Source organism: Mucilaginibacter sp. BGA-UO-ETr-C110 (assembly GCF_059567985.1).
The window spans coordinates 1813085-1827687 of record NZ_JCAQPB010000002.1; the positions used below are offsets into that span (position 1 = coordinate 1813085).

Annotated in this window: 13 protein-coding genes; 4 read left to right on the forward strand and 9 right to left on the reverse strand. The window is 44.1% G+C overall.

Annotated features, from left to right (window positions below; all coding sequences use genetic code 11):
* Positions 1 to 45 precede the first annotated feature (45 nt).
* The 9 genes from AC57BQ_RS08600 to AC57BQ_RS08640 form a co-directional block, all read right to left on the reverse strand.
* Positions 46 to 2643 carry an MGH1-like glycoside hydrolase domain-containing protein gene (locus AC57BQ_RS08600; protein ID WP_496405877.1) on the reverse strand — a complete coding sequence of 866 codons (2598 nt, stop codon included), beginning with the start codon at positions 2641 to 2643 and terminating at the stop codon, positions 46 to 48.
* 236 nt (positions 2644 to 2879) lie between these two features.
* Entirely contained in the window at positions 2880 to 3950 is a 1071-nt protein-coding gene (locus AC57BQ_RS08605; RefSeq protein WP_496405878.1) for a dipeptidase, read from the reverse strand.
* Between the two features lies 1 nt (position 3951).
* Entirely contained in the window at positions 3952 to 5058 is a 1107-nt protein-coding gene (locus tag AC57BQ_RS08610; protein ID WP_496405879.1) for a D-TA family PLP-dependent enzyme, read from the reverse strand.
* 124 nt (positions 5059 to 5182) lie between these two features.
* Positions 5183 to 5650 (reverse strand): RidA family protein, encoded by a 468-nt coding sequence (locus AC57BQ_RS08615; RefSeq protein ID WP_496405880.1) that lies wholly within the window; start codon positions 5648 to 5650, stop codon positions 5183 to 5185.
* Between the two features lie 91 nt (positions 5651 to 5741).
* On the reverse strand, positions 5742 to 6845 hold the full coding sequence (locus AC57BQ_RS08620) for a hypothetical protein (RefSeq protein WP_496405881.1): 1104 nt from the start codon (positions 6843 to 6845) through the stop codon (positions 5742 to 5744).
* Positions 6846 to 6945: 100 nt separating this feature from the next.
* Positions 6946 to 7761, reverse strand: a complete 816-nt coding sequence (locus AC57BQ_RS08625; RefSeq protein WP_496405882.1) for a hypothetical protein — start codon at positions 7759 to 7761, stop codon at positions 6946 to 6948.
* Positions 7762 to 7854: 93 nt separating this feature from the next.
* Complete coding sequence (locus AC57BQ_RS08630; protein WP_496405883.1) at positions 7855 to 9408, reverse strand: vanadium-dependent haloperoxidase; 1554 nt, start codon at positions 9406 to 9408, stop codon at positions 7855 to 7857.
* Positions 9409 to 9435: 27 nt separating this feature from the next.
* Positions 9436 to 10371: a hypothetical protein gene (locus AC57BQ_RS08635; RefSeq protein WP_496405884.1), complete on the reverse strand. Its 936-nt coding sequence runs from the start codon at positions 10369 to 10371 to the stop codon at positions 9436 to 9438.
* Between the two features lie 249 nt (positions 10372 to 10620).
* Positions 10621 to 11172 (reverse strand): hypothetical protein, encoded by a 552-nt coding sequence (locus AC57BQ_RS08640; RefSeq protein ID WP_496405885.1) that lies wholly within the window; start codon positions 11170 to 11172, stop codon positions 10621 to 10623.
* 147 nt (positions 11173 to 11319) lie between these two features.
* Here AC57BQ_RS08640 and AC57BQ_RS08645 point away from each other — a divergent pair, with 147 nt between their 5' ends.
* The 4 genes from AC57BQ_RS08645 to AC57BQ_RS08660 all read left to right on the forward strand — a co-directional run bounded on the left by AC57BQ_RS08645 (position 11320) and on the right by AC57BQ_RS08660 (position 14592).
* The gene (locus AC57BQ_RS08645; RefSeq protein WP_496405886.1) at positions 11320 to 11880 is read left to right on the forward strand and encodes a YeeE/YedE family protein; all 561 of its coding nucleotides are present in this window, start codon (positions 11320 to 11322) and stop codon (positions 11878 to 11880) included.
* Positions 11881 to 12294, forward strand: a complete 414-nt coding sequence (locus AC57BQ_RS08650) for a DUF6691 family protein (RefSeq protein ID WP_496405887.1) — start codon at positions 11881 to 11883, stop codon at positions 12292 to 12294.
* A gap of 17 nt (positions 12295 to 12311) precedes the next feature.
* On the forward strand, positions 12312 to 12899 hold the full coding sequence (locus AC57BQ_RS08655) for a TlpA family protein disulfide reductase (RefSeq protein WP_496405888.1): 588 nt from the start codon (positions 12312 to 12314) through the stop codon (positions 12897 to 12899).
* A gap of 142 nt (positions 12900 to 13041) precedes the next feature.
* Positions 13042 to 14592 carry an alpha-N-arabinofuranosidase gene (locus AC57BQ_RS08660; RefSeq protein WP_496405889.1) on the forward strand — a complete coding sequence of 517 codons (1551 nt, stop codon included), beginning with the start codon at positions 13042 to 13044 and terminating at the stop codon, positions 14590 to 14592.
* The last annotated feature ends 11 nt before the right edge of the window (positions 14593 to 14603 follow it).

Genomic DNA, 14603 nt, shown 5'->3' on the forward strand with positions numbered 1-14603 from the left:
ATACGAAAAATCCGCGGGATTACCGATACCAGCGTGCCCCTAAGTTTAAATATACAGGCAATTAGCGATCAGTCCTGTCCAGCCGGTTTGGTGGGATGCTCCTGCGCCCCGGCCATTGTCGCCATCAAAATATTCGTAAAAGAGAATGTAGTCTTTAAAGTTCGGATCGGTTTGCATTTTGTGATACTGGCCGAATACCGGGCGATTACCGTTCTCATCGCGTAAAAACAGTTTGGATACCCGACGATAAAGCTCATTGGCAACCTCTTTCAGGTTCACATAATTACCAGATCCTGTTGGGCACTCCACTTTAAAATCGTCGCCATAATACTCGTAAAAACGGTGCAGACTATCAATGATCAGGTAGTTGATCGGTATCCAGATGGGGCCACGCCAATTGCTGTTGCCGCCAAATAAACCACTGTCGCTTTCGGCAGGTGTATAGCCTATACCAAAATCGACACCATTTACGGCCACATGAAATGGTTTATCCAGGTGATATTTGGAAAGTGAGCGGATACCGAAATCGCTCAGGAATTCTTTTTCATCCAGCATGTATTTCAATATGGATTTCATCCTGAAGCCACGCAGCAAACTGATGAGGTGTTTACCATTGGCACTTTTCTCGTTCCAGCGCGAAACCAGCGAGGCCAGGTCGGGTCGATTCTCGGCAAACCATTTCATCCGGTCGCGAAATATAGGGCTGTCGGTAATATCGCTCTCGTTCAATACCTCGGTAGCAAACAGTGGGATAAGCCCTACTATACTACGTACCTTCATTTTGATGGAGCCGTCATCGGGAAAGCTGATCTGATCGTAAAAAAAGCCGTCCTCTTCATCCCAAAGCCCTTCATTGTTTTCGCCCAGGTTTGACATCGCCCCTACAATGTAGATAAAGTGCTCAAAAAACTTCGAGGCGATATCGGCATAAGCATTATCTCCCGCGGCAAGCTCAGTAGCTATACGCAACAAGTTAAGCGAGTACATCGCCATCCAGCTGGTACCATCGGCCTGTTCCAGGTGCTGGCCACTCGGTAGGTGCATGTTTCGGTCAAAAACACCAATATTATCCAAACCCAGGAAACCACCTTCAAATACATTATTGCCAGAAGCATCCTTACGATTTACCCACCATGTAAAATTGAGCATCAGCTTATGAAATATCCGCTCCAGGAAATAGGTATCTCCCTTGCCATTGTTGGCTTCTTTATCGGTTTTATAAATGCTCCAGGCTACCATAGCGTGCACCGGTGGATTACCATCGCCAAAATCCCACTCATAGGCCGGTAGCTGCCCGTTGGGGTGCATATACCAGTCGCGGGTAAGCAATATCAATTGATTTTTGGCAAATGCCATATCAATGCGAGCCAGCGCCAGGCAATGGAAAGCCAGATCCCAGGCGGCAAACCAGGGATATTCCCATTTATCGGGCATGGAGATCACATCGCGGGTATTCAGGTGCATCCATTTGCTGTTACGGGCATCTTTCCGCTGCGGGGGCGGTGCAGGTTGTGCCGGATCGCCCCGAAGCCAATGCCGTATATCGCAATAGTAAAATTGCTTGTTCCACATCATCCCGGCAAAAGCCTGGCGTTGTATCAGGCTGCGATCAATATCCTGCTTGTTGCTGTATATATCCTTATAAAACTGATCGGCCTCGGTAATGCGGGTTGTAAATATGTTGTCAAAATCTTCAAAACTGTAATTGGCATCGGGCGACAGGCGCAACCGTATCGTAACGCTTTGTTTGGCTGCCACCGTAATATCATAGTTAACAGCTGCCTTGGTACCCGTATTGCGGGGATTGACGGTATCAGCACCGTGTACAATATGGTCATTAATACCGTCTTTATGATATTTGATGCCGTTATCGTAATTATAAAGCCGGTTGGAATTGGTTTCGTTATCGCAAAACAGCAAGGCATTCGCGCCTTTGGTATGCAGCCAAAGTTGATCAAGGTCTTTATGCGATACTTCTATCCTGCCCTCTCCATTGGCTGTTAAATAAGGTTTATAATCATTATAACCCCAGCTCCAGGTATTGCGGAACCATAAGGTGGGCATTACATTTAACGCTGCATCTTCATTTCCACGGTTGTGGATGGTTATTTTAATCAGGATATCATCCTGCGCACTTTTGGCATATTCTGTAAATACATCAAAATAAGCGTCGTTGTCAAAGATCCCGGTATCTATCAATTCAAATTCAGGATCTTTACGGGTACGGCGTTTGTTTTCGGCCACCAGCCATTCGTATGGAAAAGTTTGCTGTGGGTATTTGTACAGCGCTTTCATGTACGAGTGTGTGGGGGTGCTATCCAGGTAATAATAGATCTCTTTTACATCTTCACCGTGGTTACCTTCGGGATTACTGAGGCCAAAGTAACGCTCCTTGATGATCGGGTCTTTTTTGTTCCACAAGGCTATGGCAAAGCAAAGGTTCTGTTGCCTGTCGCAAATGCCGGCTATGCCCTCTTCGCCCCAGCGATAAGTTTTGCTGCGGGCCATATCATGCGTGATATAATTCCAGGCGTCGCCATTGGCGCTATAATCTTCACGAACGGTACCCCATTGACGATCACTTACATAGGGGCCCCATTTTTTCCAGCTGGTATCTTTTAACCTTGATTGTTCTGCATTCATGATAGAAACTCCTCACCTGATAATGCTTTTTTGAAGCAAGTGTTTGCAAAGTAGGCTTATTTAAGGAAAGTTAATATAATTGAATGGTTTGTTTTACATGGGGATGAAGAAGCCCCCTCTAATATGATATGTCATTGCGAGCGAAGCGCGGCAATCTCCTCGCGTTTGTACCGAATATACTAACGAGGAGATTGCTTCGTCGTTCCTCCTCGCAATGACATATTCTTTATTTTTATCTATCCCCAGGCGTTCCTTAAAAACCGGAGCCAGTTGCCGTGCATCATGTTATCAATATCCTGATCGGTATAACCGCGTTTTTTGAGCAGGGCGGGTACTTTTTGCAGATCGGCGATGGTTTCCAGGTCGTACGGGCATTGCTCGCGACCGAAGGCGCCGTCTAGGTCAGATCCCATACCGATGTGCAGCGCGTTGCCTGCTATCTGACAGATATGATCGATATGATCAACCATTACTTCCAGGTTACAGTTCATGCCTTTTGGGGTTGATTCGCCCCTCACCCAGTTAGGTACCATCATCCAGGCATCCAACGCTGCGCCTATCACCGCACCGCGATCTATCAACGCTTTGATCATCTCATCGCTATACTGGCGGTTATGGTTCACCAGCGCACGGCAATTATTATGACTGGCCCAAACATGACCGTTAAAATGATCAAGAGCTTCCCAAAAACTATCATCGCACAAATGGGTAGCATCCAGGATGATGTTAAGGCGTTCCATTTCTTTCAGCAATTCGTGCCCTTTTGGCCCCATATAACCCGTAGCATCGGTGCCTTGCGCGTAACGCCCCGGCCCGTAATGCGCGGGTCCTACGGCACGCAGGCCATAATTATAGGCGCGTTCCAGGTATTGCACGGTAACGATAGAATCAGCACCTTCCAGACTTAAAATATAACCGATGGGTTTATTTTCTGTCGATTGCCCGTCGCTCCAAAGTTGCAGGTGTTTCTCCAGCGATGGCAGGTCATTTACCTGCACCATTTCGCCGGCATCTTCCATAGCTTTGTACCAGGCTACCTGTCCCTGAGTTTGCGCCCAGGCCTGCTCTGGTGAATGCCAGCCCGGTAAAGGATTATCCGGCGCTACATAACGGCCTATTTGTGTGCCCACCACCAGGCCGATGTTGCCTTTGCGTAGTTCGGGTAAAGTAACTACCGCTTTGGCACGGTCGGGTTTATCGGTGAGGCCTTCTTCGCGTTGATTAACTTCGGATAGCGGACGGGTAAGGTCGCGGTTCCATTCCAGCGCGTTCATGCTCAGGTCAAGATGGGCGTCGATTATAAACATATCAGATCGTTATTTTTCTGTCGCGAGCGGCGTTGAGCCACTCGCCATTAAGTACTTTATTTTCAACAGTATAAGCACGCTCATATAAAGCTACGGTTGGGCATATATGATGCGGTATACCGTACAATACATCGCCTATCTTGTAAGCATGACCTTCGCCAGCTTCTACCACCAAATGCTCTTCGCTCTGCCCAACAGGTACCAGTTCGGGAGCATTTAAAAAATAGATGCGTTTGCTCAGTTCATTCTCTGCCGATACGGATTTATGCCCAACATCCAGACAGAGCTTAGTAGCGCCGGGCAGGGATATTACTCTCGATATTACCAGCGCAGCGGGTAAAAAACTTTGTTCGGTCATACTCAGTTGATAGCCTTTATCCCAGTAAACAAAAGTGCCGGGGCTGCATTCCACGGCTTCTCTTTTAGCATGAATGGGAAATGTTGGCGATCCGCCTGCTATGATGATTGGCGCAGGATAATCGCGTTTTTTGATATCCTGCTGTAGTTTTAAAACCGGCTCAAAACTGGTATTGCAGCGTTCGGTACGGGTGGTCAGATCGATATCATGGATATGGCCGTCATAAGCATGTAGGCCTACAGGGTTCAATCCCGGTAATACGGCGCAATCCATATATAGCTGCAGGGCCTCAAAGCCGGCTTTTATACCCGTACGGTTCATCCCTACATTCATATCGAGGTAAACATCAACCTTCAGTTTGTATTTTTCAGCAACCTCAGATATTTCATTCGCGGCCGCGGTATTATCAACCAGGCAGGAGAATTTAGTGCCCGGATACGCGTGTATGAGTTTAATAAAGCGGTAAAGCTTTGGGCCCACCGGCTGATAGGCCAGCAACACATCGGGTGCTTTGCTTATGGCCAGGAGTTCGGCTTCGGCAATGGTAGCGCACTTGAATTTTCGGATACCAGCTTCCAACAACAAGCCGGTAACTTCTTTATTCTTGTACGTTTTTACATGCGGGCGCAAACGGGCCACATCATCAATCATGGTTTTAAGCAGCTCGATGTTGGCCTTTACCCTATCCGGATAAACCACCAGAGCGGGGGTATCCAGCTTTTCTATATCATCAATTGTGTACCAGTTCATGTTGAGTTTTGAGTGATGAGTTTTGAGTATTTTGTCTGAACCTTGATTCTTAGGATTTAGTGATGAGCAGGATGCCATGCGACTGATCACACCAAGCAAAACTCATCACTCAAAACTCCTAAAACTATTCAGCTAATTCAAACAGGGCCTCAATTTCAACCGGAATATTATCGGGTAAAGAGCCCATACCTACGGCGCTGCGTACACCGATACCATTTTCTTCGCCCCATACTTTGGCAAAAAGTTCACTGGCGCCGTTAATGATAAACGGGTGTTTCTCAAAATCAGGGGTACAATTTACCATACCCAACACTTTGATCACTCTTTTTACCTTATCAAGGCTGCCAATGTTGGCTTTAATGGTGGCCAGCATGGCTAAACCAACCTGGCGGGCTGCCAGTTTACCGTCTTCCTGTGAAATGGTATCACCGATACGCCCAATGATCAGCGTGCCGTCGTCCTGCACTGTGCCGTGGCCCGAGAGGTAAAGATATTTGCCATCAACTAAACATGGTTTATAAACGCCAAGCGGCTTTGGTGCGGGCGGCAGGTTTAAACCCAGCGCCGCGAAGTTTTCTTCGGGAGTGTTCATACCGGTAAAATTATAAAGTTTAGGCAATAATTAGCAACAAAAAAGCCGGGGATCTCACTCCCGGCTTCGAATTAATCAACTATAGGATATTCTATTTAAATTTAAAGGTAACGCCAACGTTTATGGCATAATCGGCAAAAGCGGCATCGCCCTGGGTATATACACCAGTTAGCTGTGTGCTGATCTTATCAGGTACGCTTTGTGTACGGTCGCGTTTGAGGGCTACCGGAACAAAGGCATATATGGAAAGCGCTTTGAGGCGATAAGTAACTCCCGGCTCGGCCGAAATGATATAACCAGGCCTTCTGAAGCCATTGCTACCGCCAACCAGGTCTTTTACTGGTAAACATTCGTAACGCACACCCGCCGAAAAGTCGAACTTACCAACGCCATAGCTGGCACCTCCCCTGACCATGACCTGATCTGGCACGCTCATCACATCGCTGCCATTTGCCACTGCTTTTGAGCTTGGTGTACTGCCACGAGCTGATGATGTCCCGTTTTGCTCACGCGGACTGATGAGGTAATAAAAACCACCATACAAACCAAACTGATGGGTGAAATTATAATAAGCGTTGATCTCTGTAGTGATGCCAGTTCCGCCATCACCCAATTGTATCGATTGATCAACAGGGCCTAGCGTACGGGCGTCATTAGCAGCGGTGTGGTAAAAATAATCCTGGTAATTGTAGTTACCGGTAGGTAGTTTAAGACCTAAACCTACCTGGATATTGCCTTTACGGGCCTTGGCAGGATTAAGCAGCCAGGCATAAGCTGTTAAGCGGATATCGCCCAAACCAAATGAATGGGTGCTCAGGCGCTCTTTGCCGCCATGCTCGTATAAAGACGACCGGCTGTTATCCAATATAGGTACATCAACCGCGAACGACCAGCGATTGTTAAAAATGCGGGTAAGCGTAAGATCCTGGGTATAGGAATGGTTTATTACATTGGTACCCTGGGCAATACGTTGTTTTTGCTCCTGTGTACCTACAAAGTGCTTGTATGAACGAAAGTAACGATTATTACTATTTAGCAACCAGCTGCCGCTGGTGTTGGAGCTGTCGGGATGTTCATCCATGGTACATAAACCACCGGTACTGCGAATGGCTACGCATCCCTGCGCGTTTGCCTGGGTATTAGTGAATAAGATGTAAAAAGCAATAGCAAAAAGTATTCGTAAAGTTAGTTTCATGTGTGTTTGGTTAATATAATAGGGTTATGGTAATCTGTTTAATAAAGCCAGGTTTCTCAGGCCTGGCTTTCACCTGCTCTCATACAGGATTTTTTATTAATCAACTAAATCTCAAATCTTTGGTGTTTTTCCAGGGGAACACGATAAACCCCGACGGCGCTTTCTTAACCGCGAACCATAAAGCCAGCAGCACGCCATAGCTGCCGCCACGTTCTATCCATTCAAACATTTCGTAATGCGGATAAAACAGTTCGCTTGTTATTTTCCAGATAATAAATACGAGCAATAAATTTTTAAAGGGACGGATCAATATGGAAGCAGCCGCTAAGATTTCAAAAATGCCAACTACCAGTGCGGTTCTAGCCGGATCATGAAAACCCAGTGATTGATACTGTTTCAGCAGTCCGTTTTTTTGTAGGATATTAAGCCAGCCGTGACCCAATAACAGTAAAAATGCTATTACTCTTAAGCTGCTTATCACCATTTTTAATACAGACGGCTCAATTACTACCTCGTCATTCATACGGGCGAACCATTGCTTCAGCGGTATTTTAATACCACCCTGTATCATCAACAGTACCAGCGGGGCGCCAAAATTACCTGCACGTTCAATAAACTCAGCAAAAGGTTCACCGGATAATGGGCGGAATGACGCGGTAATAATGCCCCATATCACCAGCCAGCCAGCAACGGCGCGTGTAGGGTAAACCAATATGGATATGCCCATCAAAATATCGATAGAACCCACAACCGGCATCAGGCGGTAGGCGTCATCATGCCCAATACCCATTACCGCGAAGTAGTTACACCAAATTTGTTTGGTGATGATGCCAAATGCTCCATGCCCAATAAAACACATGGCACAGGCCAGCCGTAACGTGAAATAAATTTTTTGATCGATAGTTAAACGTAACATTCTTTCTTATTTTGTTTTGGATCAAAGAACAAAGATTTTTGGATGAAAGACATAGTCTCAAAATCCTTGCTCCTTGTTCCAAAAATCTTTACTCTATTTATCTGCTCCGTCTGCTTTGCCTCTTTGTACAGCGTACTGGCCAACTTTGGCGCCTGTTTGCAAACCAACCTCGCAATCGCTGCGGTAATGTATGGCACCATATAAACGCGACATGGCAGCGTCATGCGCCAGATCGGTAAACTTGGTACCTCTGTCAGGTAGTAAATAGGTCAAAACTGCTGCTGCAGCGGCGCTAAAATTAGAGTGACCGGAAGTATATGCCGGGAAATTTGGCACCCCTGTCAACGTTTTAATATTAGGATTAGCTTGCGACGGGCGCTGGTTAAAATAAAAATATTTGGTATCCCAGCACACAATGGCGGCATCCATTTCGGCCATATTCAGCAGGGCAAAATTGCGTGCCCAGCGAATTTCACTGTATTTTTGCTTTACAAATTCATCGGCAGCAATGGCATTCCAGTGCCCTGTAGGGGTATACGTACCAACTCCATCAGCCCAGAAAGCAACCTGTTCTTCATGAGCACGTGAGTGATCATTACTAAAAGATAACACCTCTTCGGTTTCCTTTTTAAATTCTGGCGAATTGGTTAAATAAGGTGGCGCTGGTCTTATAGCAACCACAGTAAGCGTATCAAACAAAAACGGTAACACCTTTGAAAATAGGGGCAACATCGGGGGCCTTTTTGGCGTTTCCAAACTAACCCAGAATTGTTCGCCTTTAGCAGTGGCAGCGGTTTCAAAACCTTTCCAGATAGCCGGAGTACCAATAGCTTTACCGGCACGGTCATTACGAGCACGATTAGCAAATATAGCGGCAACTTGTTTGCCTAACGCCTCGCCAGCATTAAGTTCGCCGCGGGTGTTTGCACCGGCCATGATTCGGTACAGCTTTTCTTCGTCGGCCTTTTGCTGTATGTAGGCAATTTCCGTAGGGAATAACAATTTCATGATCTCAACAGTGGTGCCAGCCACAACAGCATCCTCGCTCGGGTACGATGGCAGATCGGAAGTTGGTACCAGTGGTGTAATCCCGGCATCATTTTTATATGGAGCAGTGCGCTTGTACAAATTTTTAAAATGCCAGGCCGCGATCAATGCATCATACTGGCTCGCGCTAACATAAGCGTAAGCCCTTGCTGCATACGGTGGGTTTGAAAACGGAAATTCCGGATAATTGAAAGGATTGGCTGAGTTTGGCGCAGGATATGTACCATCCGGGTTCTGATAAGGGGGCACATTGTGCTTGGCTACCAGATCACGTAATATCTCGTTCCATCTCAAAACCGAACCTGCACTCCAGTATTTTATGCTTGCTTTCTGATCATCAGTCAAGCTGCGCTGAAGCGCTTTGATCTCATTGATATCCGCAACGTAAGCCGGTGAGGTTACAGCGTCCGGAGCGGCTACGCTCAGCACGCTGAAATCAGTTACCAGTACTGGTTTCCAGGTATCTGCGTTCAGGTCGATATTGGCAGGTGCCAGTGCGGGGTACAAGGAAGTACGATCATTAATGTCCTTTTTACATGAGCTTAAAAAAGCTGTACCTAAAAATAGGATTGGGACTATATAGCGTAATGTTTTTTTCATCTTGATCATTATTAAGTATTAACCTGCTTATTTCTGTTTTTTAGTGCTAAAAACGTAATAAACACCACCGTAAAATGTCCGGGTTTGCCCCACATTACGGCCACTTAAAACATAATTACCACCGGCGGTAAACTCCAGTCCGCTGATGGATTGAAGGCTGTATTTTAATATTACCCCGGCCAGTGTCGAGTTCATTTTATTGCTGGGGAATGGCATATCGTTTTTACGGATATCAAACCCGCCAATGGTAGTTACTTTTGTTAATACAGCTTCGGCATTAAACTTTAAGCTTCTGTAACCCGTGCTCACCAAAAAGTTGGTCATATTGGGCATTTCTACCTCATTGGTATAATGCAATTCTGTAGTGTAATAAGAATTTCTGTCGATAGTAATATTGCTCCGGCGGATATACTGACCGGCACCAGCAACAAAGAACCTGCCTGTCTGGTAGTTTAACAAGGCTCGTAAAGCCACATTTTTACTGTGAAGCCCGATTGATAAGGGTAAATAGTCCGCTTCGTAATTGCTTAACGGTATTGATCCGGATAAAATGGCATGTAAGCTAAACAAGCCTTTGCCAATTTCTTCTTTTACAGCCATCCATTTGATAGATGCTGTAAGGTCCTGAAAATTGTGTTCGCCCCTTAATGTACCTGCTGTAGCGTTGGTGGTTACATAGGGTACCATGAATAATAAGTTAATACGGTTTGATAAACCATAGTTTCCGCCAAGGCTGTATACGCTGGAACTTACTGTACCCAGGTTAAGATTGTCGCGTTTAAAGGTACCTTCCCAGTAATGATCCCAGCTGCTGTGGGTATACATACCAGCGGCGCAAAAATAATTCTTGGGGATCATCAATGCGTCGGCATCTGTTTGCGCTCTGGCAAATGGCGATAAAATAAGGCAGAAGGCTATAACTAAAAAGCATCTGCAGAAAAGTTTTGATAAATTTTCTATCATATATAATTTAATTAGGGTGAGGCTAATAAATCTGTAACCGGGTTATAACCTGGTTAACAAATATTGATAAGCGGTTTTTACAACCAATCAGCAATACAAAAGACAATCAATCCATAAATTGTGCTTACAAATAACTCATGTATATTCTAAATACTACCCAAACAGTTGTTTTAGGCGCTAAATCAAATACACTTGCAGCTTTAAACAAAGCGTGCAAAGTCATTCTACATCATCATTTAGGGTTTATGATCAGGAAGTAAAATTTGGGGGCTTGCCCGGAGATTCAATGAAGGGTGAACTCAAATGGTATGATATAGGGTTCATTGCGGTTTTAAGCGTAGTTGAAAACGTTAAAAACCGGTAATGCATCATTTGACAACTATATTCGTTACTAAAACTTACTTTTTTAACGGGAGCTTCGTGCCCTTTCTTGCTCAGAGGTACATCGCAAAATTCTTTTGCGATGATTAAATTAGCGGATACCAGGCGGGTTTTTACACTATTTGCGATGCAAATGAACGACATGGTGTCGCGGGTTACCTTGTATCTTAAATAATTATAGTAAACTCCTTTTAGTTGTAGCTGGCCATGGTCAACCACATAATCATTCCAATCATGAATGCCCGGTAAATGAACTGGGAGCTTTATTTCGACAAGTTTGGTGGCATCTACCTTATTTTCGTAGATCTGCTTAACTATCTGAACTTCTGAGCGGTGAATTAAATACTTAAATACCAAATTATATCCGCCCAAATTGAACAGATGCACATTCAGTAAGAGTATGGCAATAAACTTTTTCACCAAAAGAGACAATTAATAGGATATAATCAATTGTAAATATATTGATACGATCGATAAAAACAAATAAATAATCAATAATTCATTAAGCAGTAGTGTATTGCTCACACAATAAATATCTTTACCATAATATAGTTATCAGGTATCATTATGGATATTTTAAAACAACCCTGGCCCTGGTATGTAGCCGGCCCTTTGATCGGGCTTGTGGTTCCCGCTCTTTTATTAGCAGGCAATAAAGCATTTGGTATATCATCATCGTTGAGGCATATCTGCGCGGCTTGTTTGCCGGCAAATATTTCTTTTTTTAAGTACGATTGGAAAAAGGAAAGCTGGAACCTGTTTTTTGTTGCCGGTATTGTGCTGGGTGGTTTTATAGCCACACAATATTTTTCGGGCAATCACCCGGTTCAGATCAACCCGCAAACCGCTACCCTGCTCAAACAACAGGGCATTACAGATTTTAGTGGCCTGCTGCCACATGATGTATTTAGCTTTAGTCAGTTATTAACTTTAAGAGGATTCATTTTCATAATTATCGGAGGTTTTATGGTGGGCTTTGGTACCCGGTATGCAGGTGGTTGTACATCAGGGCATGCTATCATGGGCATATCAACTTTACAATGGCCATCTGTAGTAGCTACCTGCTGCTTCATGGCAGGTGGTTTTGCCATGACCTGGTTTATTTTACCCTATCTTATCAGCTTATAAATGATGCGTAACATTAAATATCTCATCATCGGAATGCTTTTTGGCATTGTACTGGTTAAATCAGAAGTGGTGTCCTGGTTCAGGATACAGGAAATGTTCCGGTTACAATCGTTCCATATGTATGGCATCATTGGCAGCGCTATTGTAGTTGGCCTTATCTCTGTTTTGCTCATCAGGCATTTCCAGGCAAAAACCATATCTGGAGAAGTGATCGTTATCCCGGTTAAGAAATTCCATTGGGGCAATGTTTATGGCGGGTTGATATTTGGCTTGGGCTGGGCCATAACCGGTGCATGCCCGGGCCCACTGTTCGCCCAGATCGGCAGCGGTTTCGCGGTAATTATAGTTACCTTACTCAGCGCTATAGCAGGTACCTGGGTTTATGGACTGCTACGGGACAAACTTCCTCATTGATTTATTGTTGAGCAGATATGGCAGAGAAGAAAAAATTAACCCTTGGTAATGTGATCTATCTGCTATCGGCGGCCATTATCATTATTATGTTGGTTAACCCAACAGCCAAAAGTTTATTAATAAGAGGTTTGATAAGTATTGGCTTTTTTAAACCCGAGATCCCTGTTCAGGTGTCCAAAAAGGCTTTGGCCGATCCGTTTAACATTGCTTTCAGAGATAGCAGTGGAAGAATTTTAAATACCAGTGATTTAAGGGGTAAAGTGATTTTTGTAAACTTTTGGGCTACCTGGTGCCCACCCTGTATCGCGGAAATGCCTAATCTTAACGATTTTTATAAGCAGTATAAAAATTATCCCAATGCGGTTTTCATACTGGTTGATGTTGACAACAACTACATAAAAGCCAATGCCTTTATGAAAAAACATCAGTATACTTTGCCTGTTTATACATTAGCCAGCAATGTACCGGAAAACATTATGGACGGAACCATCCCTACTACACTGGTATTTAACAAAAAAGGTGAACTGGTATTTAAACACACCAATGCCGCCAATTACAACAGCGCCGGATTTGCAGATTATTTCACTAAGCTAACTAAGCAATAATTAACCGGGCCTATTAATTGTCATGTATACACAAAACAAAATCAAGCATTCTAACATAATTTTATTAAATTAATTGTTGTTATTTTAACACTTATTATTATTTTTTCTTTTCTTTACAATTCCAATATCAAAACCTAATTCAATGAAAAAGAAAACACTTACCCATTTATTTACCTGGTTACTATGTCTTGGTTCAGCTACTGCTTTTAGCCAAACCGGAACCATTACAATTAGTAATGATTCAAAAAACACCATTGATAAAAACATTTACGGACAATTTGCAGAGCACCTTGGTCACGGAATATATGGTGGTTTTTGGGTAGATAAAAGCCTACCGGTAAAAAAACAGAATCGCATCAGGCTTGATGTAGTTGAAGCTTTGAAAAAAATAAAGATCCCAAACCTGCGCTGGCCCGGTGGTTGCTTTGCCGACGAATATCACTGGCGCGATGGTATAGGTCCAGCAGCACAACGCCCGCGTATGGTGAATACCAACTGGGGGGGCACAACCGAGGATAACAGCTTTGGCACGCATGAATTTCTGGAACTTTGCAGTTTATTGAAATGTGAACCTTATGTAGCTGGCAATGTGGGCAGCGGCACGGTTGAAGAAATGTCAAAGTGGGTAGAGTACCTAAACTCCAACAGTACCAGTACGGTAGTACAGGAAAGAGCAAAAAATGGTCATCCCGAACCGTATAAAGTTACATTTTGGGGTGTTGGAAACGAGAGCTGGGGCTGCGGCGGAAATATGACGCCCGAGTTTTACGTAGATCAGTATAAGCGTTATGCTTCCTTTGCCAAAGATTATCCTGGTGCGGGGCTTAAAAAAATAGCCAGCGGTCCTAATGCCGATGATTATAACTGGACAGAAGTCTGTATGAAAAACATACCACAGCACATGATGTACGGGCTATCACTTCATTATTATACTATACCAACAGGCAATTGGGGTAAAAAAGGCTCTGCAACTTCATTTAGCGAAAGCGAGTATTTCAACACAATGGTAAACTGCCTGAAAATGGAAGAGCTGGTAACCAAACACTCGGCTATTATGGATAAATATGATCCTGGAAAAAAAGTGGCTTTAATAGTTGATGAATGGGGTGTTTGGACAGATGCTGAACCTGGTACCAATCCAGGCTTTTTATATCAGCAAAACAGTTTGCGTGACGCGCTAATAGCTGGTACTACCCTAAACATTTTTAATAACCACAGCGACCGTGTTAAAATGGCCGCGCTGGCGCAAACCATTAACGTTTTACAATCGCTTATTTTAACCGACAAAGAAAAAATAGTGCTTACCCCTACCTATCATGTGTTTGATATGTATAAAGTTCATCAGGATGCCAAATATCTGCCAATAAAGTTAGATGTACCCGATTATGAGGTTGATGGTAAAAAGATAGCGGCTGTAAATGCATCTGCATCACAGGATGCTGCGGGTAAGGTGCATATTTCACTGGTTAATCTGGATATTCATCATCCTATAACCATTACAACTGGCCTAAAGGATATCAAATGGTCGGCAGTAAGTGGTCAGATACTCACTTCGGCCAATGTAACCAATATTAACACCTTTGCCGATCCGAACAAAATACATCTGAGTAATTTTACAGGTGCCAAAAAAGATGGTGACAAACTGGTGGTTACGTTACCTGCCAAATCAATAGTGACTTTGGAATTGAATTAAGCATATTTTAA

Bases quoted from the DNA above. Each gene is read 5' to 3' on its own strand.
- AC57BQ_RS08600 (WP_496405877.1), bottom strand. From the start codon at position 2,643: ATGAATGCAGAACAATCAAGGTTAAAAGATACCAGCTGGAAAAAATGG.
- AC57BQ_RS08630 (WP_496405883.1), bottom strand. From the start codon at position 9,408: ATGAAAAAAACATTACGCTATATAGTCCCAATCCTATTTTTAGGTACA.
- AC57BQ_RS08660 (WP_496405889.1), top strand. From the start codon at position 13,042: ATGAAAAAGAAAACACTTACCCATTTATTTACCTGGTTACTATGTCTT.
- AC57BQ_RS08650 (WP_496405887.1), top strand. From the start codon at position 11,881: ATGATGCGTAACATTAAATATCTCATCATCGGAATGCTTTTTGGCATT.
- AC57BQ_RS08610 (WP_496405879.1), bottom strand. From the start codon at position 5,058: ATGAACTGGTACACAATTGATGATATAGAAAAGCTGGATACCCCCGCT.
- AC57BQ_RS08605 (WP_496405878.1), bottom strand. From the start codon at position 3,950: ATGTTTATAATCGACGCCCATCTTGACCTGAGCATGAACGCGCTGGAA.
- AC57BQ_RS08645 (WP_496405886.1), top strand. From the start codon at position 11,320: ATGGATATTTTAAAACAACCCTGGCCCTGGTATGTAGCCGGCCCTTTG.
- AC57BQ_RS08615 (WP_496405880.1), bottom strand. From the start codon at position 5,650: ATGAACACTCCCGAAGAAAACTTCGCGGCGCTGGGTTTAAACCTGCCG.
- AC57BQ_RS08625 (WP_496405882.1), bottom strand. From the start codon at position 7,761: ATGTTACGTTTAACTATCGATCAAAAAATTTATTTCACGTTACGGCTG.
- AC57BQ_RS08620 (WP_496405881.1), bottom strand. From the start codon at position 6,845: ATGAAACTAACTTTACGAATACTTTTTGCTATTGCTTTTTACATCTTA.
- AC57BQ_RS08635 (WP_496405884.1), bottom strand. From the start codon at position 10,371: ATGATAGAAAATTTATCAAAACTTTTCTGCAGATGCTTTTTAGTTATA.
- AC57BQ_RS08655 (WP_496405888.1), top strand. From the start codon at position 12,312: ATGGCAGAGAAGAAAAAATTAACCCTTGGTAATGTGATCTATCTGCTA.